Source organism: Kribbella polygonati (genome assembly GCF_050320105.1).
Classification (GTDB): Bacteria; Actinomycetota; Actinomycetes; order Propionibacteriales; family Kribbellaceae; genus Kribbella.
The window spans coordinates 8,448,669-8,472,079 of the sequence record NZ_CP190129.1 but is presented as its reverse complement, the minus strand read 5'-3'; the positions used below and the strand labels follow the sequence as shown (position 1 = coordinate 8,472,079).

Below are 23,411 nucleotides of genomic sequence, written 5' to 3'. Positions count from 1 at the left end.
CCCTCCAATGACTGATCTGCTGACGCTCGGCGAGACGATGGTGTCGGTGCGGACCGCGCGGCCGATGCGGCTGGGCGGCGACGCGCAACTGTCGATCGCGGGCTCCGAGAGCAACGTGGCGATCGGCGTGGCCCGGCTCGGGCACGACGTCACCTGGTTGAGTGCCGTGGGCAACGACGAACCAGGCCGGCTGATCCAGCGCACGCTGCGCGCCGAGAACGTCGACGTCCGGGTCCGGTTCGCCGACGACGCGTTCACCGGGTTCATCGCGTTCGACCAGCCGTCGCACGACATCACCCGGGTCAGCTACCACCGCCGCGGCTCCGCCGCCTCGACCCTCACGCCCGACGAGACCACCGCCGCGATCGCCGCGCTCTCGCCGACCCTGATCCACATCACGGGCATCACCCCGGCGCTCTCGGAGACGGCGCGGGCCGCCGCGCTGGCCGCCGTACGGACGACCGACGCCCAGGTCTCGCTCGACGTGAACTACCGCGCCCGCCTCTGGTCCCGCCCCGAGGCCGCGGCGGCGCTCCGCGAGTTCCTCCCCCACGTCCACACGGTCTTCGCCTCCGACGACGAACTCGACCTGCTCACCGACGCCGAAGACCCGATCGCCGATCTGCTGCGGACAGTGCACACCGTCGTCGTCACCGCCGGCGGCAAGGGTGCCTGGTCCCACACCCGTACACCTGAACCGCTCACGATCCACCGCCCCGCGCTCCCCGTCACCGTCGTCGACAGCATCGGCGCCGGCGACGCGTTCGTCTCCGGCTACCTCTCTGCGACGCTCGACAACCTCTCCCCTGAGGCCCGCCTCGACCGCGCCACCACCTCCGGCGCCTTCTGCGTCACGGCGTACGGCGACTGGGAATCGCTCCCGACCCGCGAGGACCTCACGCTCCTGTCCCACGCGCAAGGCACCGCACTGCGCTAGACCACGCGGCGGAACTGAGCCCGGTACTCCCCCGGTGCCTTGCCGGTATGGCGTCGGAACAGCCGGCTGAACGACGCCGGGTCCCGGTACCCGACCTCCCCGGCGATACGCGCGACGGTCCGGCCGGTCGTCTCCAGCAGGTGCCCGGCCCGCCGTACCCGAGCCGTCTGCAGATACCCGAGCGGCGTCATCCCGGTCGTCTCACCGAACCGCCGGAGCAACGTCCTGGAGCTGACCTTCACCTCATCGGCGAGCCGTTGCAGGTCGTACGCGTCATCGAGGTGCTGCTCCAGCCATCGCTTCACCTCATCGGCGAACATCGAGCCCCCGGCCGGCAGCACCGAGTGGTCGACGTACGGCGTCTGCGAGGTCCGCGAGTCGTCGATCAGCGCGATTCGCGCGGTGGTCCGCGCGACGGACTCGCCGCTGTGCCACCGGATCAGCGTGAGCGCGAAGTCGTACATCGCGCTGAACGCCGCGGCCGTCGTCACGCCCCGGTCGGTCACCACCAACTGATCGGCGCGCACGTCGACCTCCGGATACCGGCGCGCCAGCCGGTCGGCGTACAGCCAGGAGGTGGTGGCGGTACGACGATCCAGCACACCCGCCTCTGCCAGCAGGAACGCCCCCAGACAAAGGGAAACGACAGCAGCGCCCCGGGCCACGTGAGCGCGGATCGCCGCGAACTCCGGCCCCAGACCGGACAGCACCCGGTCGACGTCGACGGCCGGCCCGACCTCGAAGCCGGGCACGACCAGGACGTCCGACGCCGGCAGCGGGGACACAGGGATCCGCACGCCCCCCGAAGCGAGTACCCGGTGCCGCGGCGAGACGATCCGCACGTCGTACGCCGGATCGGACGCGCCACGCACCTGTGCGACGCGGGTCGCCATCGTGAGCAGATCGGGGACGCCGTACACCTCGGACGCGAAGCAGCCCGGGTACGCGAGGACCGAGAGCCGGAGCATGTGGCGAGATTAGCCAGCTTCTTGGCGATCTCGCCAGTGGTCGTCAAGGCCTGGGCCGGACAGTCTCGGAGCATGACGCGTGACGATCCCCTGGAGGACTTCGCCCATCGGGTCGTGGAGGTCGACGGCGTCGCCAAGACGGTGCACGTCACCGGGACCGGACCGGCCGTCGTCGTGATGCCGGAGATGCCAGGCATCAGCCCCGACGTCGCGCGGCTCGCGCGGTGGGTGCGCGACGCCGGCTTCACCGTGTTCGTACCGTCGTTGTTCGGGGTCGACGGCGCCTATCCGACGGCCGCGGCGGGCGAGAAGGTCGTCCGGCGAGCCTGCGTGAGCGCCGAGTTCCGCGCCTTCGCCGGCGGTGGCACGAGTCCGGTCAGCAGCTGGCTCCGTGGTCTCGCCCGGATCGCCCACGCCGAAGCGGGCGGACCCGGAGTGGGCGCGATCGGGCTGTGCTTCACCGGCAACTTCGCTCTCACCATGGCCGTGGAACCGGCGGTGATCGCGCCGGTCGTCAACCACCCGTCGCTTCCGCTGGACGCGCCGGGTGAGCTCGAACTCTCGGCCGCGGATGCAGCGTCGCTCGCGGAACGGTTCCGGCGCGAGGACCTGCGGGTGCTGGCGTACCGGTTCGAGGGCGATCGGTGGTGCACCGGCCGGCGGTTCGCGGCGTACCAGCGGTTGCTGGGTGGCGCGTTCATCGGACGCGTCCTGCCGGCGGAGGTCGCGAATCCGGAGCCGCCGCCGTTCTTCCGCGACGTCGTCGGGTGCGCGCACAGCGTGGTGACGGCCCACCTCGTCGACGAAGCCGGTCATCCGACGGTGCGGGCCCGGGACGAGATCCTCGCGTTCCTGTCCACCACGTTGGGTGTCACAGCCTGAGGGGCCGGGACGTCTTAGTACACACGAGATGGTCGAGTGCGGAGGTGTGTGTTGAGCAGGTGGGACGAGTTGCCCGCGGTACGAAGCGTCGACGAGCTGGAGGGTTTCGGTACGCCGGACCCGATCGTCCGCGACAAGGTCGAGCCGCGACTGCACGACGTACACCGGGAATGGATCGGCGGATCACCGCTGGTCTTCGTCGGTACGTCGGCCCTCGACGGCAGCTGCGACGTCTCCCCGAAGGGCGACCCGCCCGGCTTCGTGAAGGTGCTCGACGACACCACCCTCGCGATCCCGGAACGCTCCGGCAACCGCCGGATGGACGGATTCCGCAACATCCTCGAGAACCCGCACGCCGGCCTGGTCTTCCTGATCCCCGGCCGCCCCGAGACCCTGCGCGTCAACGGCCGCGCCCGGCTCGTCACCGACGGGCCGTTCTTCGACGACATGATCGTCCGCTCCCACCGCCCGCGGCTGGCCCTCGTCGTACACGTCGAGGAAGTCTTCTTCCACTGCGCCAAGGCGTTCGCCCGCTCGAAGACCTGGAAACCCGGGGCTTGGCAGCCCCAGGCGGTCCGCCCGTACGCCGAGATCGCCCAGGCCCTGTGGCGCCGCGGCGAATCGCTGGAGTCGATCGAGGCCCGCAACCGTCCGGAGGTCCTGGACGCCCAGCTCTACTGATCCGCGGCCGGAAACAGGATCGGGCTGAGCAGGTAGCGCGAGCGCTCCGGCGTCGCCTCGTGCGACAGCACCGGCAGGATCGCGGCCCGCAGGCCCTCGATCAGCTGGTGGAGTTCGGCCTCGGTCAGCCAGATCCCGTGCTGCCGGTAGCCGACCAGGTCGGCGATCGGGTCCGCCCCGTCGCGTTCGGTGTACGCCGTGAACTCCGCGAGCAGCGCCGCCATCGCCGTCGCGAACCCGCGCCGGTGGTCGTCGACCGTCAACTCCGCGAGCTGTTCCGGCGTGATCGAGGCCCGCTCGGAGCGCAGCCGGAACCGCCGCTCGACCGCGCCGCGGACCCGCCGTTCCTCCGCGACCTCGAGGATCCCGCCCTCCGCGAGCAGCTCGACATGCCGGTACAGCGTCGCCTTCGACACGTCCGCGATCCGCTCGCCGAGCTCGGCGGTCGTCAGCTCGCGGCCGCCGCGCAAGGCGTGCACGATCCGCAACCGCACCGGATGTCCCAGCAGTTCCAACGGACCCATGGCGTAACGATCTCACGTCGTGCTACCTTTCTCAAACCATGAGAAAGGTAATGCGATGACTGCCTGGACTCCCCCGCCGTACGCCGACCCGGCCACCTTCACCGAACGCGACATCACCCTCGACGCGGACGGCCGCACCGTCCCCGGCACCTTGACCCTGCCCGCGGAACCGACCGGCCGCGGCGTCGTCCTGCTGACCGGCGGCGGCCCCTGGGACCGCGACGAAACCAGCGGACCGAACAAGCCGCTGAAGGACCTCGCGTGGGGCCTCGCGACCCACGGCGTCGCGGTACTGCGCTTCGACAAGATCACCTCGAACCGCCCGGAAGCGATGGCGGCACCCGGCTACACGATGACGTCGGAGTACGTCCCGCACGGGCTCGCCGCCGTCCGGCTGCTCGCCGAACACGTCGACCAGGTCGTCCTCGCCGGGCACAGCATGGGCGGCAAGATCGCCCCGCGGATCGCCACCGAGGAGCCGCTCGTGGCCGGCGTGGTGATCATGGCCGGCGACACCCAGCCGATGCAGTACGGCGCCGTGCGGGTGATGCGCCACCTCGCGCGGACGAACCCCGAGGCCGTCCCACCCGGAACCGTCGAACTCTTCGAACGCCAGGCGATCGCGGCCGACACCGTCACCCCGGACACCCCGGCGTCGGACCTGCCGTTCGGTATGCCGGCGTCGTTCTGGCTGGACCAGCGCGCGTACGACCCGGTCGCCACGGCCGCGAAACTCGACGTACCGATCCTCGTCCTGCAAGGCGGTCGCGACTACCAGGTCACCGTCGCCGACGACCTCCCCGGCTGGCGCACCGGACTACCCGACGCCACGATCAAGGTCCTCGACGAGGACAACCACCTGTTCTTCCGAGGCACCGGCCCATCCACGATGGCCGACTACCAGCTCCCCGGAAACCTGGACCCGGCAGTCGTCACCATCATCACCGACTGGTTGCCCTAAGCAAGCAGCGCCGGGTCGGACTCCAGCTCGCGTTCCGGCTCGAGTGGGAGGACGATCTTGAAGACCGTGCGGCCCGGCTCGGACTCCACCCGGAGGTCGCCGTGGTGCTTCTTGACCACGATCCGCCAGGAGATGTCGAGCCCGAGGCCGGTCCCCTCGCCGATCGGCTTCGTGGTGAAGAACGGCTCGAAGATCCGCCGCCGGATCTCCTCCGGGATCCCCGGACCGGTGTCGCCGATCTCGACCACGGCGTACGCACCGTCCCGCCGGGTCCGCAGTGTCAGCGTGCCGGAACCGCCCATCGCGCTGACCGCGTTGTCGATGATGTTCGTCCACACCTGGTTGAGCTCCGCGGCGTACGCCGGGATCGCCGGCAACTCCGGGTCGAACTCCTTGACGATCTGGTACCCCTGGAGCTTGCCCGACATCATCACCAGCGTCGACTTGAGCAGTTCCCGCAGATCCACGGTCTGGTACGGCGCCCGGTCGATCTGCGAGTACTGCTTGGCGGCACCGACGAGGGTGGAGATCCGGGTGACCGAGTCGTCGATCTCGTTCATCAGCGACTCGGTGTCGATCGTGTACATCAGCCACCGGACGGCACCTTCGAGGTACTTCGGGCCGACCGCCGTCAGCACCTCCTCCATCCACGGCACGTCGAGGCCGGCCTGCGCCAGCACCGGCGCGACGTCCCAGCTCGCCTGCACGTCGTGGTCGTCCAGCCAGTCGGTGAGCGTGTCCTCGCGGTCGGACAGCTCCAGCGGCGGCACGTCCTTGTCCTTGTTCTTCTCCAGCCGCTCGACCGCGTCGTCCTGGAGCGCGACGATCTGGTGCAGCTTGGTCGCGTCGAGCGTGCCGTCGGCGAGCATCGCGAGCTTCGACCGCATCCCGGAGACCCGCTGCCGCAGCGTCGCCGCGGCCCGGACCGCCGCGGCCGCCGGGTTGTTCAGCTCGTGCGTCAGCCCAGCCGACAACGAGCCGAGGGCGAGCAGCCGCTCGCGCTCCCCCAGCGTCTCGTTGGTCCGCCGCATCCCCATCACGAAGCCCTCGATCAGGTGCACCGCCATCGGGAACCAGGTGTTCATCATCGTCGCCATCGTCTCGGCGCCGATCACGAAGAACTCCGACGGCTGCGTGACCTGCATGGTCGCGGTGTACGACTTGTGGTCGTTGGCGCCGAAGAACGCGTTGAAGGCGCCCGAGTACACCCCGCGCTGGGCGGTCCGGTTGATCTCCACCAGCTCGCCGTGCGAGAGCTTGCAGAGCCGGATCTCACCCGTGAGCAGGACGTAGCAGCAGGTCGCCTCGTCGCCCTCGTTGAAGACGATGCCGTCGTGGACCTCCTCGACGTACCCGGCCTCGGAAAGCCACCGCAGCTGCTCGTCGGTGAGGCTCTCGAACAGGAACAGCGTGCGCAGCTCGTCCGGAGTCAGCCGCCGCGGCTCCACAGCTTGGTCAGTCATCAGAGCATCTCCAGGTATCGGTGCACCAGTGTCACGGCCATCGCCCCGTCGCCGACCGCCGACGCGACCCGCTTCACCGATTCGGCCCGTACGTCGCCCGCGGCGAACACGCCCGGCATGCTCGTCTCGAGGTGGTACGGCTCCCGCTCCAGCACCCAGCCCGGCGGTCTGCCGTGCAGGTCTGGCCCGGTGAGGACGAAGCCTCGCTCGTCGCGGAGCAGGTCACCGGGCAGCCAGTCCGTCCGCGGCGCCGCGCCGATGAACACGAACATCCATTCCGTGTCCACCTCGCGCTTCTCCCCGGTCTCGCTGTTCAGCAGGGTGAGGTGTTCCAGGTGCTCCGAGCCCAGACAGGAAACGACCTGCGTGCAGGTGTGCACCTCGATGTTGTCGATCGCGTCGATCTGATCGATGAGGTACGACGACATCGTCGCGGTGAGCGATGGTCCTCTGACCAGCATATGCACGCGTTTCGCATGCCTGGAGAAATAGACCGCCGCCTGGCCGGCCGAGTTCGCCCCGCCGATGATGTAGACCTCGGCGCCCGCGCACGCCGGACCCTCGGTGGTGGCCGAGCCGTAGTAGATGCCGCGGCCGCACAGGTCGTCGACGCCGGGGGCCTGGAGAGTCCGGTACGAGACGCCGGTCGCAAGGATCACCGAATGCGCCGAGATCTCGCTGCCGTCCGCGAACCTCAGCCGACGGGCGTTCCCGAGCGTCTCCAGCCCGACCACCTGCCGGGTCGTCAGCAGCTCGGCCCCGAACCGGACCGCCTGCCGCCGGGCCCGGTCGGTGAGCTGCGCGCCGGACACCCCGTCGGGGAAGCCCAGGTAGTTCTCGATCCGGCTCGACTGCCCGGCCTGGCCGCCGGTCGCCAGTTGCTCGACCAGGACGGTCCGGAGGCCTTCGCTGGCGCCGTACACGGCGGCCCCGAGCCCGGCCGGTCCGCCGCCGACCACGACCAGGTCGTAGAAGTCCTGCGCCGGCGCCGTGGTCAGGCCGACGCGTTGCGCCAGCTCGGCCTCGGACGGCGCGACCATCACGGTGGCGTCCGGCGTGATCACGACCGGCAGCGTCGTACCGTCCACGTCGGCCGCGTCCAGGAGCCGCCTGGCCTCCTCGTCGTCGACGTTCAGCCAGCGGTACGGCACGGCGTTCCGGGCGAGGAAGTCGCGGGCCGCGAACGACGGCGCCGACCAGCGGTGGCCGATCACCCGGGTCTCGTCGCCGGACGGCTCCGGGGTCGCCCTCCACAGGTCGAGCATCGCGTCGACCACCGGGTACAGCTTCTCCTCCGGCGGGTTCCACGGCTTCAGCAGGTAGTGGTCGAGGTCGACCACGTTGATCGCCTGGATCGCGGCGTCGGTGTCGGCGTACGCCGTCAGCAGCACGCGACGGGCCAGCGGGAACAGGTCCATCGCGGCCTCGAGGAACTCGATGCCGGACATCTGCGGCATCCGGTAGTCGGCCAGCAGCAGCGCGACCGGCTCGCCGCGCAGCTTCAGCTCCTTCAGCGCGTCGAGCGCCTGCGCCGGGCTCTCGGCCCGGACGATGCGGTTGTCCTCGCCGTACCGGCGGCGGAGGTCACGGGCTATCGACCGGGAAACGCCGGGATCGTCGTCCACGGTGAGGATCACCGCGCGGGTCGTTGACGCTGTCATGCCTCCTTCATACCAGCGACAACCCACAAACCGGGACCGGTAATCCACAGGCCCACACCCGGCCCGCGCGGGGCTGACACACGAACCGGGTGCGAGGGGCGGCCTATGGCAGGGCGTCGAGGTACGGCGCGTGGCTGTCCTGGAACTCCCAGTTGTAGTAGTGGTCCCAGTTGATCGACCACGCCATCAGGCCACGGAGCCCGGGCGAAGGACCGCCGCGGAGGCTGTAGCCGCCGCAGTTCTGGCCCTTCACCAGGCAGTCGAGCGCGTCGTGCACGGCTGCCGGGGCGGTGTAGCCGTTGCCCGCGCTGACCGCCGCCGGGAGCCCGAAACCGATCTGGTCGTCGCGCAGCCCCGGAAACGTCCGGCCGGTGTTACCGACCGGGAACCCGGCCTTGACCATGTCGGTCATCGCGATGTGGAAGTCCGCGCCGCCCATGGTGTGGTACTGGTTGTCGAGCCCCATCACAGGCCCGGAGTTGTAGTCCTGGACGTGCAGCACGGTCAGGAAGTCCCGCACCGCGTCGATCACCGGCAGGTACGACCCGGCGCGGTTGTCGTTGGACCCGCCGTAGAACTGGTACCCCACCTGCACGAAGAACGTCTCCGGCGCCATCGTCAGCACGAACTTGTCGCCGTACCGCGCCTTGAGCGCCTTCAGCGCCGAGATCAGGTTCACGATGACCGGCGTGGTCGGATTCCGGAAGTCGGTGTCGCCGGCGTCGAGGTACAGCGAGTGCCCCTCGAAGTCGACGTCGAGCCCGTCCAGCCCGTACTTGTCGATGATCGCCCCCACCGAGCTGACGAAGGCATCCCGCGCCGCCGTCGTCGTGAGCTGCACCTGCCCGTTGGCCCCGCCGATCGAGATCAGCACCTTCTTCCCGGCCGCCTGCTTGGCCCGGATCGCACTCACGAACTCCGCATCACTCTCCATCTCCGGACACTCGCTCACCGGACAGCGATTGAACCGAATCTCCCCCGACGTCGGACTCGTCGGCTCCCCGAACGCCAGGTCGATGACGTCCCACGCGTCCGGCACGTCGGCCATCCGCACATACCCGGCCCCGTTCCCGAAACTCGCATGCAAATACCCGATCAACGCATGCTTGGCCGACGCCCCCTCCGCCTGAGCAGGCAACGCCGCACCGGTCAGCAACACCCCGACAACCACCGCAAGCCATCGCATGGCCATTAAGTAGAGACGTTCCGTAACCCTCGGTCAACACATACGAACGGCGGGTACCCGACCCCGTCGGATACCCGCCGCACCGCTGGCTTCAGCTGATGCTGAGGACCTTGTTCACCGTGTACGCCTGCGCATGATCAGCGTCCCCCGGGAACCAGACCCGATAAGCAATCTGCCCCCGGACCGTCGGCTTGATCCCGAACGCGTACTTCCCCGAAGCACTGAGCTTCACCGAAGCAACGGACTTCCACACCTTGCTCCCGTACTGCTGCAGATACACCACCTGCCCCGCATGCGCCGGCCCGACATACCCACTCACCGCACTGGCCTGCCCCAACCTCACCGAGGCCGGACTAAGCGTCGCGGAAATCGTCGGCTTGACCTGCACGGTGATGTCCGCCGTACGCGTACCCATAAGGTCTGCGTTGCCCGGGAACGTCAGCATGTAGACCGACGACACCGACGGCTTGTGCGCCACCGTGACAGTCCCCGTCGACGTCGTCTTCAACGCCGCCAGCAACGCGAACTTCGACGAGTTCTTCGGCCGCACATACACATTGACCGGCAGCCCGGCGTACGCCTTGTTGTCGATCCGCACCGAGCTTCCCCGGAGCGTGATCGACCCTCCATAGCTGATGAGTGTCGAACTGGTACTGATCCCGGACTTCATTCCCAGCAACTGCTTGACCGCCGCCGGACTGTAGTGACCTGCACGGTCTTTCACCCACGCGGCGTACGTGTAGGTGGTCCCCTGCGCCAAACCGGTGTTCTTCACCGCGGTGCCGGCACCGGCGTACGCCAGTGTGCCCGTGGTCGGCGTCGGAGCTTTGCTCCCGGGATTCCGCCTGACCACCACCTGATCGAAATCGGGGGTCGAAGGAATCGTCCACGCGAGGTTCGCCGCCAGGTACGCACCGGCTCCGCTGAACGTGCTCGGCTTCTGTGGAGCCACGTCGACCGTGGTGAACACCGAACTGATCGTCGGCAGGACGCGCCCGCCCTGTTGCACGCCTGCGACGAGGATCTTGTACGGCGTTGCATCCAGGAGCGGCATCGACGGCGCGAGCGTTGCCTTGCGCGTCGCCGGATCGTAGGTCAGGTCTGCCGGCACCGCAGCACCCGACCTGCCGTTGTACAACCGAACTGTGCTTGCGGTCACGGTACTCGCCGTTACGTCCGAGGCGAAGGTGACCGTCGGTCGCGCGCTGAGCGACGCCCCGCCGGAGAGGTCGGCCGGCAGCACATCCGAGATCGGGTAGACAGGGGCCGTCGGACCGCCGCCCGCGCCCTGTCCGAAGACACTGAGCTTGTAGGGCCGTGTGTCGCGCGAGCCGTTGGCATTGCGGACCCTGATGTAGGTCAGGCTCGTGCTTTCCGGGACGTCGACCGCCGCCACCAGCGTGGCCGCCGCCGGACGACCGGTCGCGGGATCGATGTCGGGGAACGGCTTCTCCGCGTGCTTCAGCGGGTTCATGTTCGCGTCATACACGTCGATCACAGGGCCGAGGTTCGCGGAGTGCCCCTCGTCGAACACCGGGCCGGTCACCCAGGTCTGGAACCCGATAGGCGTCCCCCAGTCGACGACATACCAGTCGGACTCGCCCTCGGTGCTGATGTCGGCAGTGACCTCGGCGAGCTGTCCCCATGCAGGACCTGCGATCTTCGTCGCGCGCAAGGGCTGATCGTTGCCGTCCGCCGGATTGATCGGGAAGTCCGGTGCCCAGTGCCCACCGAGCGCCGCATAAGCATCCACAATGCCGGCGCCGTAGTACGGATCGATACCCCGAGGACCGGCGTCCCTGGAGAGCGTCCGCAGCCGGGCGGCAACCTGGGCAGGGGTGAACGTGGGCCACTTGTTCTTGACCAGGGCAGCTACCCCGGCGACGATCGGGGCCGCACACGACGTCCCACTGCACAGCCAGATGGGGGCCCGGCCCGCGGGGGTCATCGACCGGACTCCGGTCGTCACGATGTCCCAGCCCGGAGCGGCGAGGTCCACCCAGTCGCCGTACGAACTGAAGCTCGTCAGCTCTCCGCCTTGATTCGTTGCGGACACTGCGATCACCTCGGCGTACGCCGCCGGGAACTGCGGAACGGCGTCGCCGTTGTTCCCGGACGCGGCTACCACCACGACGCCCGCCGCAACGGCGCGCTTCACCACGTCGTGCAGGACAGGATCGTCGTCCGGGCCGGCGAGGGACATGTTGATGACCTTCGCACCATGGGCCACAGCCCAGTCGATACCCTCCGCGATGTCGGCGTCGTAACCTTCACCGTTCGCGTCGAGAACCTTGACCGGCATCGCCTTCGCAGCCCAGCCGATACCCGCCACGCCGGACCCGTTGTTCGCGGCGGCGGCGATGATGCCGAGCGTCATCGTGCCGTGGCCGTTGTCGTCCACCGGATTCGGGCGGGTCGCCGACACCGCGTTGTACCCAGGCACCAGGTGGCCCGCGAGATCCGGATGACCTGCATCGACACCCGTGTCGAGCACCGCCACAACCTGGTTTCCGGTCGACCGCGACACGTCCCATGCCTGTGGCATGCGAATCGTGTTCAGGTACGACGCCTGGCCTGCCCCGTTGAGGACTGGGTAGTAGGAGTCGTTCGGCACAGCGGTGATCCACCGCTTGTAGTTCAGCGATGCCAACTCGACAGCAGACTGGGCCTTCGCCTTGTTCACCAATTCCGGTGCGGTGTCGGCACTGGTCAGGCGGACGAATCCGGCCCCGAGGGAATCCTCGGTCGTGGCTCCGAGGATCGTGATCGCAGCCTCCCGATCGGCCGTGCTCGCGGACGCCTTGAACTTGACCACGGCCGCGTTGGCTTCGAACTGCGGCGCGGCCGGTGTCCGCGGGACCGCGGAAGGCGGCCGATACGGCCCGGACTGTGCCGCAGTGCCGGACGAGCCGGTGAGCGCGATCAAGCCGGCAGCGACGAGAGCCGCAGGCATGACCAGACGCAGCAGGTGAACAGGTCGGAGTGACACCGAACCTCCAAGGAGAAGGCAGACAGGCGAGTGATGGCGGCCGGAGCAGGCCCCGTCTCGCCACCAGCGGATCCGGCGCACCCCGAGCGACACCGGCGAAGGTCAGGCTGATTTGTATCGTTCGAAGGGCTTCCAGGGCAACCCCACTGCAGGTAGTTGCAGATCCGTTCACGGGCCGCAGCTCAGGCAGGGCCAGGGTTGGCCGCAGTGGGTGCAGAGGCCTTCGGGGGTTGGGGGTGGGAGCCAGATGGTGGGGGTTGGGGTTGTGGGGGTGGTGGGGTCGGGTGTTGGGGGCGGTAGGGGTGCGGGGGTCCAGTGGAGTTGGGTGCGGGCGTCGGGGGCGTGGGTGGCGAGGAGGGCGGGGATGCCGGCGTCCCAGGTGGCCGTGCTGGGCCATGGGCCGCGCCAGCGGAGGGTGGCTGCGCCGTCGGACCACTCCACGCCCTCGGCGAGGATCGCGGTGGGGTTGGTGTGGCGGACCAGACGGAAGAGGCGGGCCTGGGGCTGCAGCGGGTTCACCTCTTCAGACTCGCCCAGAACGCACTGCGGACAACAGGTGTTTGCTGTGGGCTGTGGGAACAGCCCACAGCACCCATGCCCTTGTTTTGAACGGTTTTTGTCGGCGAGGGCTTGTAGCTTTACCGGCACGCACCACATGAGCTCGAAGCGCGAACGGGGTGGTCCTGTGACTTTCGGTTCCCTACTGCGGCAGTGCAGGCAGACGGCCGGGCTGAGCCTGCGGCAACTGGCGGCACAGGTCGGGTACGACCACAGCTATCTGTCGCAGGTGGAGCGCGGGCAGCGGCCGGGTTCTGCCGACCTGGCGCGGCTCTGCGACGAGCAGCTCGGCACCGCCGGGCGGCTGACTGCCACATTTGCGCAGAGGCCTGCCCGGGCACGACAGCAGACCGACCCGTTGGAGGCAGCATGGCGCGGCCTGGTCGGGACACTCGGTGCTCCGCCCGAGCTGTTCAGCGAATGCCGTACGACGCCTCCGGCCGCGCTGCTGCCGGCTCTGGTGAGTCAGCTCCGTGGTGCGGACGGTGTGGAGGCAGCCGAGCTGAGCGCCCTGATCGCGGAGACGCTGACGAGGCTGGACGACCGCAGTACGGCGCGGCGTTGGTGGTGGGCCGCCCGTGCGGCCGCGGACGGTGTCGGCAGCGGAGGGACCGTGCGGGCCAGGGAGGTCATCTGTGGGCTGGCCGAGCGTCGTGCGTTGCCCGAGCTGCTGGAGTTGGCGGAGGAAGCGGTCGGCCTTGCTCGGCAGAGCTACCTGCCACGGGCAGCGCGGGCGCTGGTCCTGGCTGAGCTCGGCCGGCGTCAAGACGCACACAGCGCGTTGCAGGAGCTGATCGGCATCGGCGACGAGCTCGCACCGCCGTACCAACAGCACTGGGCCGAGGGACGCGTGTGCACTCTCCTTGGGTACGGCGTGGCCGGCTGTGTGCTGCTGGAGCGCGCACGGGAGCTCTGCCCGGAGAGCTGGGTCGGCGAACGCGCCAGGCTCGACCTGTGCCTCGCCGAGTGCCTGGCGGTTGCGGGAGAGCCCGCAGCCGGTCTGGCGATGGGCCTGCGTGTGCTGGTGGAGCTCCCGGACGAGTGGCACGACTCCTTGGTGTACGACGCTGCCGAGCGCGTGCTGCACGTCGTACAGGCACTGCCGGGGTCGGCCGAGCTCACGTGGTGGCTGGCGCGGAGTGGTCGGAGTGTGGGCGGCGGGTCGAGGTGGAGGTGAGGGCAGGGGTAGCGTGCGGTGAGTGACAGGTGAACAGCGGGCAACGGTAGTGACAGACGCATGGGACTACGCGGTCGAGCTGCGGAGCGACCCGGCCAGCGCGGAGGCTCGGGCAGCCGTACTCAAGGACCCTGCGTTCGGGCAGTCGTTCACGGACCACATGGTGGTTGCCAACTGGTCGGCCGACCGTGGCTGGCACAGCCCGAAGGTCACGGCGTACGCACCGCTCTCACTCAGCCCCGCGGCTGCTGTCTTCCACTACTCGCAGGAGATCTTCGAGGGCCTCAAGGCGTACCGGCATGCGGACGGGTCGGTGTGGGCCTTCCGCCCGGACCGTAACGCTGCCCGGTTCACCGCCAGCGCGGAGCGGCTGGCACTGCCTCAGCTGCCGGAAGAGGAGTTCGTCGCGGCCCTGCGGGCGTTGGTGACCGTTGACGAGGCCTGGGTCCCGTCAGCCGCGGACGGGGAGACCAGCCTGTACCTGCGGCCGTACATGATGGCCACTGAAGCCGCCCTGGCCGTCCGGCCCTCCAACGAGGTGCTGTTCGGCGTCATCGCCTCCCCTGCCGGCCCGTACTTCAACACCGGCCCGAAGCCCGTCTCGATCTGGCTGACCACCTCCACGATCCGCGCCACCCCGGGCGGTACGGGCGCGGCCAAGTGCGGCGGGAACTACGCGTCGAGCCTGGCCGGCCTGGCCGAGGCGGTCGCGAACGGCTGCGACCAGGTCGCGTTCGTCGACGCCGTCGAGCACAAGTGGCTCGAGGAGATCGGCAGCATGAACATGTTCTTCGTGTACGCCGACGGCCGGATCGCGACCCCCGAGCTGACCGGCTCGATCCTCGAAGGCGTCACCCGCGCCTCGGTCCTCGATCTCGCCGCCGACCTCGGCCACCCGGTCGAGGAGCGCCGGATCTCGGCCGACGAATGGCGCGACGGCGTCCGGTCCGGCGAGATCACCGAGGTCTTCGCGTCCGGCACCGCCGCGGTGATCACCCCGATCGGCCGCCTCGCCTGGCCCGACGGCGACCTCACCATCGGCGACCACTCCGTCGACCACGGCGTCGGCCCGGTCACCGCCAAGATCCGCAGCACCCTCCTCGACCTCCAGTACGGCCGCATCCCCGACACCCGAGGCTGGCTCACCCGCCTGGCCTGATGCTGTTTGTCCCCGGCGCCGGTTAGGTTGGCAGCATGGCGGCCAAGTCTCCGGCGATCGAGCTCGAAGTCGGCGAGCGGACCGTCCGGGTCTCCAACCCGGATCGGGTGTACTTCCCTGCCCGCGGGGAGACCAAGCTCGATCTGGTGAAGTACTACCTGTCGGTCGGGGACGGGATCGTGAACGCGCTGCGGGAACGGCCGTGCATGTTGCATCGGTTCCCGGAGGGGGTTTCCGGGGAGAAGGTGCACCAGAAGCGGTTGCCGCACGGTGCGCCGCCGTGGATGGAGACGGTCCGGGTGAAGTTCCCGCGGTACAACCGGACCGCGGACGAGCTGTGCGTCACCGAGATCGCGCACGTGGCCTGGGCGGTGCAGATGTCGACGGTCGAGTTCCACCCGTGGAACTCGCGGCGCGCCGACACCGAGAAGCCCGACGAGTGGCGGATCGACCTGGACCCGATGCCCGACTGCCCGTTCGACCGGGTCCGCCGGGTCGCGCACACCGTGCACGAGGTGCTCGACGAGCTCGGCGCGGTCGGCTACCCGAAGACGTCGGGCGGCAGCGGGATCCACATCTACGTCCGGGTCAAACCGGCGTACGGCTTCACGGACGTACGGCGGGCCGCGCTCGCGTTCGCGCGCGAGGTGGAGCGCCGTACGCCGGAAGACGTCACGACCACGTGGTGGCGCAAGGACCGCGACCCGCGGCTGGTGTTCGTCGACTACAACCAGAACGCCCGCGACCACACGATCGCCAGCGCGTACTCGGTGCGCGGCAACCCGGAAGGCACGGTGTCGACCCCGATCCGCTGGGACGAGGTCGACGACGTGAACCCGAAGGACTTCACGATCGCGACCGTCCCCCAGCGGTACGCCGAGCTCGGCGATCTGCACGCGACGATCGACGACAACCCGTACTCGCTGGACACCCTGATCGAGTGGGCGGACCGCGACGAACGCGAAGGCGCCGAGGCCCCGCCCGAGGACTAGCCGGTCAGCCCGTGGTGGAGGAGGTCGGTGAGCGTGTCGATCGCCGCCTCGTCGGTGATCGTCTGCCCGTTCGACGGGTTCACCACGAGCCAGGTGTAGGCGAAGCCCTCCAGCAGGGCGTTCATCGCGGAGATCGCGACCATCGGATCGGCCGGCGGGTGCGGCAGGTGGGAGAAGTGGTCGATCATGTGCTGGTCGTCGTCGGCCATGATCTGTTGCAGCCGGCGGCCCAGCTCCGGGTCGAGCATCGCGGCCTGTTTGACCGCGATCATCTCCGGCAGATGTGACTGGTAGAAGGTCCAGAACGTCGCCACGTGCCAGCGGATCGCTGACCGCTTGCTGAAGTCGGCGTCGTGGCCGGCGCCGTCCACGACCGCGTCGTCCGCGGCGGCGAGCATGTCGCGGAGCAGCGCCTCGAGCAGTTCTTCCTTGCTCGCGAAGTGGTTGTAGAACGACCCCGTCGCGCGTCCGGCGGCCGCGGTGATGTCGGTGATCTTCGTGTTCAGGTAGCCGCGCTCGGCGAAGACGTCGCGCGCGGCCTGCTTCAGCGCCGCCTCGGTCCCGGCCGCCCGCTGCCGGCGGCTCACCGTGTCCGTCACGAGTACCTCCTTGACAGCGAACCCTAGTCCCGCCCACACTGAATCTGAATTCAGTGAATCATAATTCATCCAAGGAGACCATGATGAACGTGCTGATCGCGGGCGCCGGACCGACCGGACTCACCCTCGGCATCGAGCTGGCCCGGCGCGACATCGCGGTCCGGGTGATCGACAAGGCGACCGAGTACTTCGAGGGCTCCCGCGGCGACGGACTCCAGCCGCGGACGCTCGAGGTGTTCGAGGACCTCGGCGTCCTCGACGAAGTCCTGCGGCAGGGCCAACCCATGCCGCCCATCAAGATCCACCTGAGCGGCAAGTTCGTGGGCGAGCGCCGGATGGCGGAGCCGGTCGAGCCGACCCCGGACGTCCCGTACCCGAACGGCTGCATGCTCGGCCAGTCCCGCACCGAACAGATCCTGCGCGACAAGCTCGCGGAGTACGGCGTGACCGTCGAGCTCGGCACCGCGATCACCGGCTTCACGCAGACCGCGGACGCCGTGACCGCCGAGCTCTCCACCGGCGAGTCGCTCAGCATCGACTACCTGATCGGCGCCGACGGCGGGAAGAGCTTCGTCCGCAAACACCTCGGGATCGCGTTCGAGGGCACCACCGACGAGTCGATCCGGATGCTGCTCGGCGACGTCGCGGCGGACGGGCTCGACCACGACTACGGGTACTGGTTCGCGGCGAAGGACAGCCCGATGGAAGGCATCGTGATGACGCCGCTGTCCGGCGGCGACCAGTTCCAGTTCGGCGCGCCGATCGAGGGCGACACCTCACTCGAAGGGCTGCAGGCGCTGGTGGACAAGTACGCCGGCCCCGGTACGGCGAAGCTCCGCGACCTGACCTGGTCGACCGTCTGGCGCCCGAACGTCCGGCTGGCGGCGAAGTTCCGCGACGGACGGGTCTTCATCGCCGGCGACGCCGCGCACGTCCACCCGCCGACGGGCGGTCAGGGGCTCAACACCGGCGTCCAGGACGCGTACAACCTCGCCTGGAAGCTGGCCGACGGACGCGAGGAGGTGCTCGCGACATACGAGACCGAACGCCGTACCAACGCGCAACGCGTGCTCGGGATCAGCGAGGACCTGATGCAGAAACACGTCGACGGCGACGAGTCGGCGCTGGACCGCGGCGAGAACACCCGCCAGCTGGACATCTCGTACCGCGACCCCGCTGACCCCAGGCCGCGCGCACCAGGCGACCGAGCGCCGGACGCTCCAGTGATCGATGCCGAGGGCAACCAGATCCGCCTGTTCGAGCTACTCCGCGGCCCGCACGAGACCCTGCTGCGCTTCTCCCCCACCACCCCGGCCACGCACCCGCACACCGTCGACATCACGTCGCCGGAGGCCTTCGCGATCTACCACGCCCAACCGGGCGACGAGATTCTCGTCCGCCCCGACGGCTACCTGGCCTAGGATCCATCAGGTGCAGACCCTCGACCCAGCTGCTGCCTACGAACGCGCCGTCGAGCTGGCGACGCGCGGACGGCGGCAGCTGCTCGGGATCACGGGAGCGCCGGCGGCGGGCAAGTCGACGTACGCCGAGCAACTCGCCGCGAAGCTGAGCGCCGACGGGCACCAGGTCGCGCTCGTCCCGATGGACGGGTATCACCTGGCGCAGTCGGTGCTCGAGGACCTGGGCCTCGCCGACGTGAAGGGTGCGCCGCACACCTTCGACGGCCTCGGCTTCGTCGCACTGCTCCGGCGGCTGAAGGCGTCCCCTGACGAGCAGATCTGGGCGCCGCGGTTCGACCGCGGCATCGAGGACTCGATCGCCGCGAGCATCGGCGTCGCCCCCGACGTCACGCTCGTCCTGACCGAGGGCAACTACCTGCTGCTCGACGCGTCCCCCTGGTCTACGGTCCGTACTCTGCTCGACCAGTGCTGGTACGTCGACGTACCCGAGGACCTGCGGCACGAACGGCTCGAAGCACGGCACCGCGCGTACGGCAGATCACCCGAAGAAGCGCACGAACGGACGTACGGCTCCGACGAACGCAACGCGCACCTGATCGCGGCGACCGCGCAGGCCGCCGACGCGATCATCCGACCCGTTCGATGAACGCGGCGACGCCGTCCAGGTAGAGCTGCAGCCCGAAGTCGAAGTCCGCCTCGCTGTCCTCCTCGAAGCTCCCGACCTCGTCGAACACGCCCGCCTCGACCGTCCGCGCGACCGCCGGATAGACCCGCGGATCCGCGACCCGGCGCAGCGTCGAGCCGAACTGCAGGAACGCCGCCGGATTGTCCGCGTAGCCCGCCGCGAGGTCGAACGCCATCCGGATCTCCCCCTGCACGAAGGTGATCAGGCCCATCACGACACCGACCTTGGCCGCCTCGGGCAGGCCGGTGTCCTTCAGCGCACCGAGCGCGGAGTCGAACCAGGCAAGGTTGTTCGGCCCGGCCGGCGGCCCGGACAGCGGCAGCTTCGCGTACCACTTGTGCCGCCGGATCGCCGTCAGTACGCCGTCCGCCCAGAACGTCAGCCCGGTCCGCCAGTCGACCCCTTCGGGCAGCGGCTCCGGCCGTTCGAGGGCGGCATCCGACATCATCACGAGCAGTTCGTCCTTGCTCTTCACGTGCCGGTAGAGCGCCATCGTCGAGTTGCCGAGCCGCTCGGCGACCTTGGCCATCGACACCGCGGCGAGGTCTTCGGCGTCGGCGAGCTCGATCGCGGCCCGGACGATGTCGTCGAGCATCAGCGACGGCTTCGGCCCGCGCCGTGGTGCGGCCCGCAAGCGCCACATCGCCGCAACGTCGGCCGGCAACTCGTCGTTCGTCACCGGGTCAGTTTAGGGGTTGCCCGACCTTACTGCGTAGCTGCTACGCTATTTAGCGTACTCAATACGCAGTAAGGAGGGGACGATGATCCTCGAGGCGAGCGGCCTGCGGAAGTCGTACGGCGCGACCGATGTGCTGACCGGGGTCGACCTGAGCGTGGCGGAGGGGTCCGTGCTCGCGTTGCTCGGCCCGAACGGCGCGGGCAAGACCACGACGGTGCGGATCCTGTCGACGCTGACCCGCCCGGACTCCGGTACGGCGACGATCGCGGGGTACGACGTACTCCGCGAGCCGGCGAAGGTCCGTGGCGTGATCAGCCTGACCGGGCAGTACGCCGCGGTCGACGAGAACCAGACCGGCCGGGAGAACCTCGCGATGGTCGGCCGGCTGATGCACCTGGGGCGCCGTACGGCGAAGCGGCGGACGGCGGAGCTGCTCGAGCAGTTCGGGCTGACCGCCGCGATGGACCGGCGGGTGAAGACGTACTCGGGCGGCATGCGGCGCAAGCTCGACCTGGCGATGAGCCTGATCGCTCGGCCGCGGGTGATCTTCCTCGACGAGCCGACGACGGGCCTCGACCCGGCGAGCCGTTCGGCGATGTGGGACGCGATCGTCGCGCTCGTCCGGGAGGGTACGACGATCCTGCTGACGACGCAGTACCTCGAGGAAGCGGACCGGCTGGCGGACCGCGTCGTACTGCTGGACCAGGGCGGCATCGTGGCCAGCGGTACGGCGGATGCGCTCAAGAAGCAGATAGGCGGCGAGCGGATCGAGCTGCGCTTCACCGAGGAGGCCCAGGTGCTCAAGGCGACCGGTGTCCTCGACGGTGTGGTCAGTGAGCTCGCGCTGAACGTCCCGTCCGACGGCACCGCGGCACACCTGCACCATGTGCTCGACGTACTGCGTGACAACGGGCTGGAGCCGGAGCGGGTCTCCTCGCACCGACCGACACTGGACGACGTCTTCCTCGCTCTGACGGCCTGAGGGGTTGCTGATGACACACGCACTCGCCGACGCGGCGACCATGATCGACCGGAGCGTCCGGCTGGCCTGGCGGAACGTCGACACGTTGTTTGCGTCCGTCTTGATGCCGCTGCTCATGATGGCGCTGTTCGTGTACGTGTTCGGCGGTGCCATCGACACGGGCACGGAGTACGTGAACTACGTCGTACCGGGGATCCTCTTACTCACTACGGGGTACGGCGCTGCCTCGACGGCCATGGCGGTCGCTGACGACATGAACAGCGGCATGATCGACCGGCTGCGCTCCCTGCCGATTCACAGCTTCGCCGTACTCACGGGGCACGTTGTTGCGAGTGTGGCGCGCAACGCGGCGTCTACGGCGATCGTTGTTCTCGCTTCGCTCGCCATGGGATTCCGGCCGCACGCTGGCGTGCTGGACTGGCTGGCCACGATCGGTCTGCTCCTGCTTTACGTGCTGGCGCTGTCCTGGCTCGCGGCTGGGCTCGGTGTGATCGCCAAGACCGTGGAGTCGGCCAGCACGCTGAGTTTCTTCATGCTGTTCCTTCCTTACCTGAGCAGTGCCTTCGTCCAGCCGGAGTCGATGCCTGCTTGGCTGCGGCCGATCAGCGAGCACCAGCCGATCACGCCGGTGATCGAAACCGTCCGCAGTCTGCTGATCGGGACGCCGATGGGGAACAACGGCTGGATCGCAGTGGCGTGGAGTTGTGGTCTGGTCCTGTTCTCCGTGACACTCGCGACCACGCTCTACCGGCGGCGAACCGCCAGATAACTTTTCGACACAGCCCGAATACGCGCGGTGTGACCCCGTGCCCGGGTTAACGTCAAAGTCCCCCCCAACGTGTGGAGGTCCCACTCCCCCCGGGACCCACACGGACAAGCGCCCCGATCACCGATCGGGGCGCTCTGTTTTACCCCCACGCCCCCACCCCAACCTCACCCCAGACCCCAAGCCCACCCCACACCCCAAGCCCACCCACACACCAACCCCGCACCCCCACTCCCAACACCCAACCTCCACGCCCGTGCCCCGGAGCCCACCCCCAACTCCCACGCCACACCCATGCCCCGGAGCCCCGCCCCGCGCTCCACACCCCGCCCCACCCCGACCTCACCCCCCGCCCCAACCCCCACACCCCGCTCCGAAGCGAAGCGGAGGGGCGGGGTTTCTTTTCTTTCAGCTGGGTGTCGATTCCACCCCTCCCACTTCGACGTATCAGTGAGAGCGACCAAAGGAGAGGGTCAGAATGAACACCACCACCGACACCCGGAACATGATCATCACGATGCTCGCCGAGGGCAGCCCGGTCTGGTACGTCGCCGGCATGGTGAACATGCGCAGCCACGACGTCTACGTGATCGGCCGCGAGGCGGGATACCCCGACAAGGCCCAACTACGCCGAGCTGTCTGGGCCGCCCGGAACCGCGTACCGCAAGCCGCCTGACCCCACCCCTCAGGCCGCTCGAACCGCCGCCGTCCCCTCCCCGGGACGCGGCGGTTTCGTTTGTCTAGGGTGAGTCCGTGGACGATGTCAGCGTGGTGGACTACCACACGGCCGGTGAGCCGTTCCGGATCGTGACCTCGGTGGAGGTCCCAGGTACGACGGTCGCGGACCGCCGCGTCACAGCACAGTCGTCGGACGCGATCGACGCCGTCCGGCAGTTGCTGGTCAACGAACCGCGCGGTCACGCCGACATGTACGGCGGGTTCGTCGTACCCCCCGACGACGACGGCGCCGACTTCGGCGTGGTGTTCTGGCACAAGGACGGGTACTCGACCGCCTGCGGCCACGGCACGATCGCCCTCGCGACCTGGGCCGTCGACACGGGCCTGGTCGCACCGGGCGACGTCGTCATCGACGTACCGTCCGGTCGCGTCACCGCCCACGTCGGGCCGGACGGTGTTGCCTTCCGCAACGTTCCGTCGTACGTGCTCCGCCGCGGGCTGCACCTGGAGACGTCCCGCAGCGCGGTGACGGCGGACATCAGCTACGGCGGGGCGTTCTACGCGTCGGTGCTCGCCTCGTCGGTCGGCCTCTCGGTGACGCCGGCGTCGTACCCGGACCTGATCGCGATCGGCCGCGAGATCAAGTGGGCCCTCGACCCGGTCGCCGTACACCCGACCGATCCACGGCTCAGCGGCCTCTACGGCACGATCCTGTACGACGACCTCGGCACATGGGCGGAGGGTCCGCACCAGCGCAACCTCGCGGTCTTCGCCGACGGCGAGGCGGACCGCTCCCCGTGCGGCTCCGGTACGTCGGCCCGCCTGGCGCTGCTGCACGACTCGGGCCAACTGGGGCCCGGGCAAACGCTCCGGCACGACTCCATCGTCGGTACGACGTTCCGCGGCCGGGTCGTCGCGGAGACACCCGACGGTGTGATCACCGAGGTCGTCGGGAACGCGTACCGCACCGGGAGCGCGACGTTCACGCTCGACCCGGGCGACCCGCTCGGCACCGGGTTCGTGCTGCGCTGATCTCAGATTGCGACGGTGCTTGTCGCGCGGGCCCGCTAGGTTGATCCTCATGATCTTCATTACCGCGAAGTTCCGGGTGAAGCCCGAGCACGCCGAGGACTGGCCGTCGATCACCGCCGACTTCACCGCCGCGACCCGCGCGGAGCCGGGCTGCCTGTGGTTCGACTGGTCGCGCTCGCTCGACGACGCCGACGAGTACGTGCTGGTCGAGGCGTTCGCCGACGACCAGGCCGCCACGCACCACGTCACGTCCGACCACTTCAAGGCGGCCCAGCAGCACCTCCCGCCGCACCTGGTCGAGACTCCGCGCATCGTGAACTTCAAGGTCCCGCAGGACGACTGGTCGGAGCTCGGCGAACTCGCCGTCTGATCAACCAAACCGGCCGGCTCCGGCGTCAGTAGAACTAGTCGCTCCTATCTGGAAGCGTGGA

General features: G+C 69.1%; 23 protein-coding genes. 14 read left to right on the top strand and 9 right to left on the bottom strand.

The window, feature by feature from the left end; genetic code table 11:
- Positions 1-7 precede the first annotated feature (7 nt).
- Positions 8-937, top strand: a complete 930-nt coding sequence (locus tag ACQHIV_RS40860) for a sugar kinase (RefSeq protein WP_427889941.1) — start codon at positions 8-10, stop codon at positions 935-937.
- Here ACQHIV_RS40860 and ACQHIV_RS40855 read toward each other — a convergent pair.
- Positions 934-1,905 carry a GlxA family transcriptional regulator gene (locus tag ACQHIV_RS40855; RefSeq protein ID WP_427889940.1) on the bottom strand — a complete coding sequence of 324 codons (972 nt, stop codon included), beginning with the start codon at positions 1,903-1,905 and terminating at the stop codon, positions 934-936. The genes ACQHIV_RS40860 and ACQHIV_RS40855 overlap by 4 nt on opposite strands.
- A gap of 72 nt (positions 1,906-1,977) precedes the next feature.
- Here ACQHIV_RS40855 and ACQHIV_RS40850 point away from each other — a divergent pair, with 72 nt between their 5' ends.
- Entirely contained in the window at positions 1,978-2,787 is an 810-nt protein-coding gene (locus ACQHIV_RS40850; RefSeq protein ID WP_427889938.1) for a dienelactone hydrolase family protein, read from the top strand.
- A 51-nt stretch (positions 2,788-2,838) separates the two neighbouring features.
- Positions 2,839-3,468: an MSMEG_1061 family FMN-dependent PPOX-type flavoprotein gene (locus ACQHIV_RS40845; protein WP_427889936.1), complete on the top strand. Its 630-nt coding sequence runs from the start codon at positions 2,839-2,841 to the stop codon at positions 3,466-3,468.
- Here ACQHIV_RS40845 and ACQHIV_RS40840 read toward each other — a convergent pair.
- Complete coding sequence (locus tag ACQHIV_RS40840) at positions 3,462-3,992, bottom strand: helix-turn-helix domain-containing protein (RefSeq protein WP_427889934.1); 531 nt, start codon at positions 3,990-3,992, stop codon at positions 3,462-3,464. The genes ACQHIV_RS40845 and ACQHIV_RS40840 overlap by 7 nt on opposite strands.
- A 55-nt stretch (positions 3,993-4,047) precedes the next feature.
- Between ACQHIV_RS40840 and ACQHIV_RS40835 the strand changes: the two genes are divergently transcribed.
- The gene (locus ACQHIV_RS40835; protein ID WP_427889932.1) at positions 4,048-4,953 is read left to right on the top strand and encodes an alpha/beta hydrolase family protein; all 906 of its coding nucleotides are present in this window, start codon (positions 4,048-4,050) and stop codon (positions 4,951-4,953) included.
- Here the strand turns inward: ACQHIV_RS40835 and ACQHIV_RS40830 are convergent.
- The 5 genes from ACQHIV_RS40830 to ACQHIV_RS40810 form a co-directional block, all read right to left on the bottom strand.
- Positions 4,950-6,416, bottom strand: a complete 1,467-nt coding sequence (locus ACQHIV_RS40830; RefSeq protein ID WP_427889930.1) for an ATP-binding protein — start codon at positions 6,414-6,416, stop codon at positions 4,950-4,952. The two genes, ACQHIV_RS40835 and ACQHIV_RS40830, sit on opposite strands and share 4 nt — an antisense overlap.
- Positions 6,416-8,077 (bottom strand): FAD-dependent oxidoreductase, encoded by a 1,662-nt coding sequence (locus ACQHIV_RS40825; protein ID WP_427889928.1) that lies wholly within the window; start codon positions 8,075-8,077, stop codon positions 6,416-6,418. Before ACQHIV_RS40825 ends, ACQHIV_RS40830 begins: the two co-directional genes overlap by 1 nt.
- Positions 8,078-8,180: 103 nt before the next feature.
- Entirely contained in the window at positions 8,181-9,263 is a 1,083-nt protein-coding gene (locus ACQHIV_RS40820) for a chitinase (RefSeq protein WP_427889926.1), read from the bottom strand.
- A 91-nt stretch (positions 9,264-9,354) separates the two neighbouring features.
- Positions 9,355-12,216, bottom strand: coding sequence for a S8 family serine peptidase (locus ACQHIV_RS40815; RefSeq protein WP_427889924.1), 2,862 nt, complete (start codon positions 12,214-12,216; stop codon positions 9,355-9,357).
- A gap of 204 nt (positions 12,217-12,420) precedes the next feature.
- Positions 12,421-12,771 (bottom strand): hypothetical protein, encoded by a 351-nt coding sequence (locus ACQHIV_RS40810; RefSeq protein WP_427889922.1) that lies wholly within the window; start codon positions 12,769-12,771, stop codon positions 12,421-12,423.
- 166 nt (positions 12,772-12,937) lie between these two features.
- Here ACQHIV_RS40810 and ACQHIV_RS40805 point away from each other — a divergent pair, with 166 nt between their 5' ends.
- The 3 genes from ACQHIV_RS40805 to ligD are packed head-to-tail and all read left to right on the top strand — an operon-like array spanning position 12,938 to position 16,138.
- Positions 12,938-13,987, top strand: a complete 1,050-nt coding sequence (locus ACQHIV_RS40805) for a helix-turn-helix domain-containing protein (protein ID WP_427889921.1) — start codon at positions 12,938-12,940, stop codon at positions 13,985-13,987.
- A gap of 49 nt (positions 13,988-14,036) precedes the next feature.
- Positions 14,037-15,146, top strand: a complete 1,110-nt coding sequence (locus ACQHIV_RS40800) for a branched-chain amino acid aminotransferase (protein ID WP_427889919.1) — start codon at positions 14,037-14,039, stop codon at positions 15,144-15,146.
- A gap of 35 nt (positions 15,147-15,181) precedes the next feature.
- Positions 15,182-16,138, top strand: coding sequence for a non-homologous end-joining DNA ligase (ligD, locus tag ACQHIV_RS40795; RefSeq protein ID WP_427889917.1), 957 nt, complete (start codon positions 15,182-15,184; stop codon positions 16,136-16,138).
- Here ligD and ACQHIV_RS40790 read toward each other — a convergent pair.
- Positions 16,135-16,737, bottom strand: a complete 603-nt coding sequence (locus ACQHIV_RS40790) for a TetR/AcrR family transcriptional regulator (RefSeq protein ID WP_427889915.1) — start codon at positions 16,735-16,737, stop codon at positions 16,135-16,137. The genes ligD and ACQHIV_RS40790 overlap by 4 nt on opposite strands.
- An 83-nt stretch (positions 16,738-16,820) precedes the next feature.
- Here ACQHIV_RS40790 and ACQHIV_RS40785 point away from each other — a divergent pair, with 83 nt between their 5' ends.
- Positions 16,821-18,158 (top strand): FAD-dependent monooxygenase, encoded by a 1,338-nt coding sequence (locus ACQHIV_RS40785; protein ID WP_427889913.1) that lies wholly within the window; start codon positions 16,821-16,823, stop codon positions 18,156-18,158.
- Between the two features lie 10 nt (positions 18,159-18,168).
- Complete coding sequence (locus ACQHIV_RS40780; protein WP_427889911.1) at positions 18,169-18,804, top strand: nucleoside/nucleotide kinase family protein; 636 nt, start codon at positions 18,169-18,171, stop codon at positions 18,802-18,804.
- Here the strand turns inward: ACQHIV_RS40780 and ACQHIV_RS40775 are convergent.
- Entirely contained in the window at positions 18,785-19,522 is a 738-nt protein-coding gene (locus ACQHIV_RS40775; RefSeq protein ID WP_427889909.1) for a TetR/AcrR family transcriptional regulator, read from the bottom strand. The genes ACQHIV_RS40780 and ACQHIV_RS40775 overlap by 20 nt on opposite strands.
- Before the next feature lie 82 nt (positions 19,523-19,604).
- Here ACQHIV_RS40775 and ACQHIV_RS40770 point away from each other — a divergent pair, with 82 nt between their 5' ends.
- The 5 genes from ACQHIV_RS40770 (at position 19,605) to ACQHIV_RS40750 (ending at position 23,350) form a co-directional block, all read left to right on the top strand.
- Positions 19,605-20,504, top strand: a complete 900-nt coding sequence (locus ACQHIV_RS40770) for an ATP-binding cassette domain-containing protein (protein ID WP_427889907.1) — start codon at positions 19,605-19,607, stop codon at positions 20,502-20,504.
- A 10-nt stretch (positions 20,505-20,514) separates the two neighbouring features.
- Positions 20,515-21,273 carry an ABC transporter permease gene (locus tag ACQHIV_RS40765; RefSeq protein ID WP_427889905.1) on the top strand — a complete coding sequence of 253 codons (759 nt, stop codon included), beginning with the start codon at positions 20,515-20,517 and terminating at the stop codon, positions 21,271-21,273.
- A gap of 475 nt (positions 21,274-21,748) precedes the next feature.
- Complete coding sequence (locus ACQHIV_RS40760; RefSeq protein WP_427889903.1) at positions 21,749-21,946, top strand: hypothetical protein; 198 nt, start codon at positions 21,749-21,751, stop codon at positions 21,944-21,946.
- A gap of 77 nt (positions 21,947-22,023) precedes the next feature.
- Positions 22,024-22,980, top strand: coding sequence for a proline racemase family protein (locus ACQHIV_RS40755; RefSeq protein ID WP_427889901.1), 957 nt, complete (start codon positions 22,024-22,026; stop codon positions 22,978-22,980).
- A 49-nt stretch (positions 22,981-23,029) separates the two neighbouring features.
- A complete protein-coding gene (locus ACQHIV_RS40750; protein ID WP_427889899.1) occupies positions 23,030-23,350 on the top strand; it encodes a putative quinol monooxygenase in 321 nt (106 codons plus the stop codon).
- Positions 23,351-23,411 lie beyond the last annotated feature (61 nt).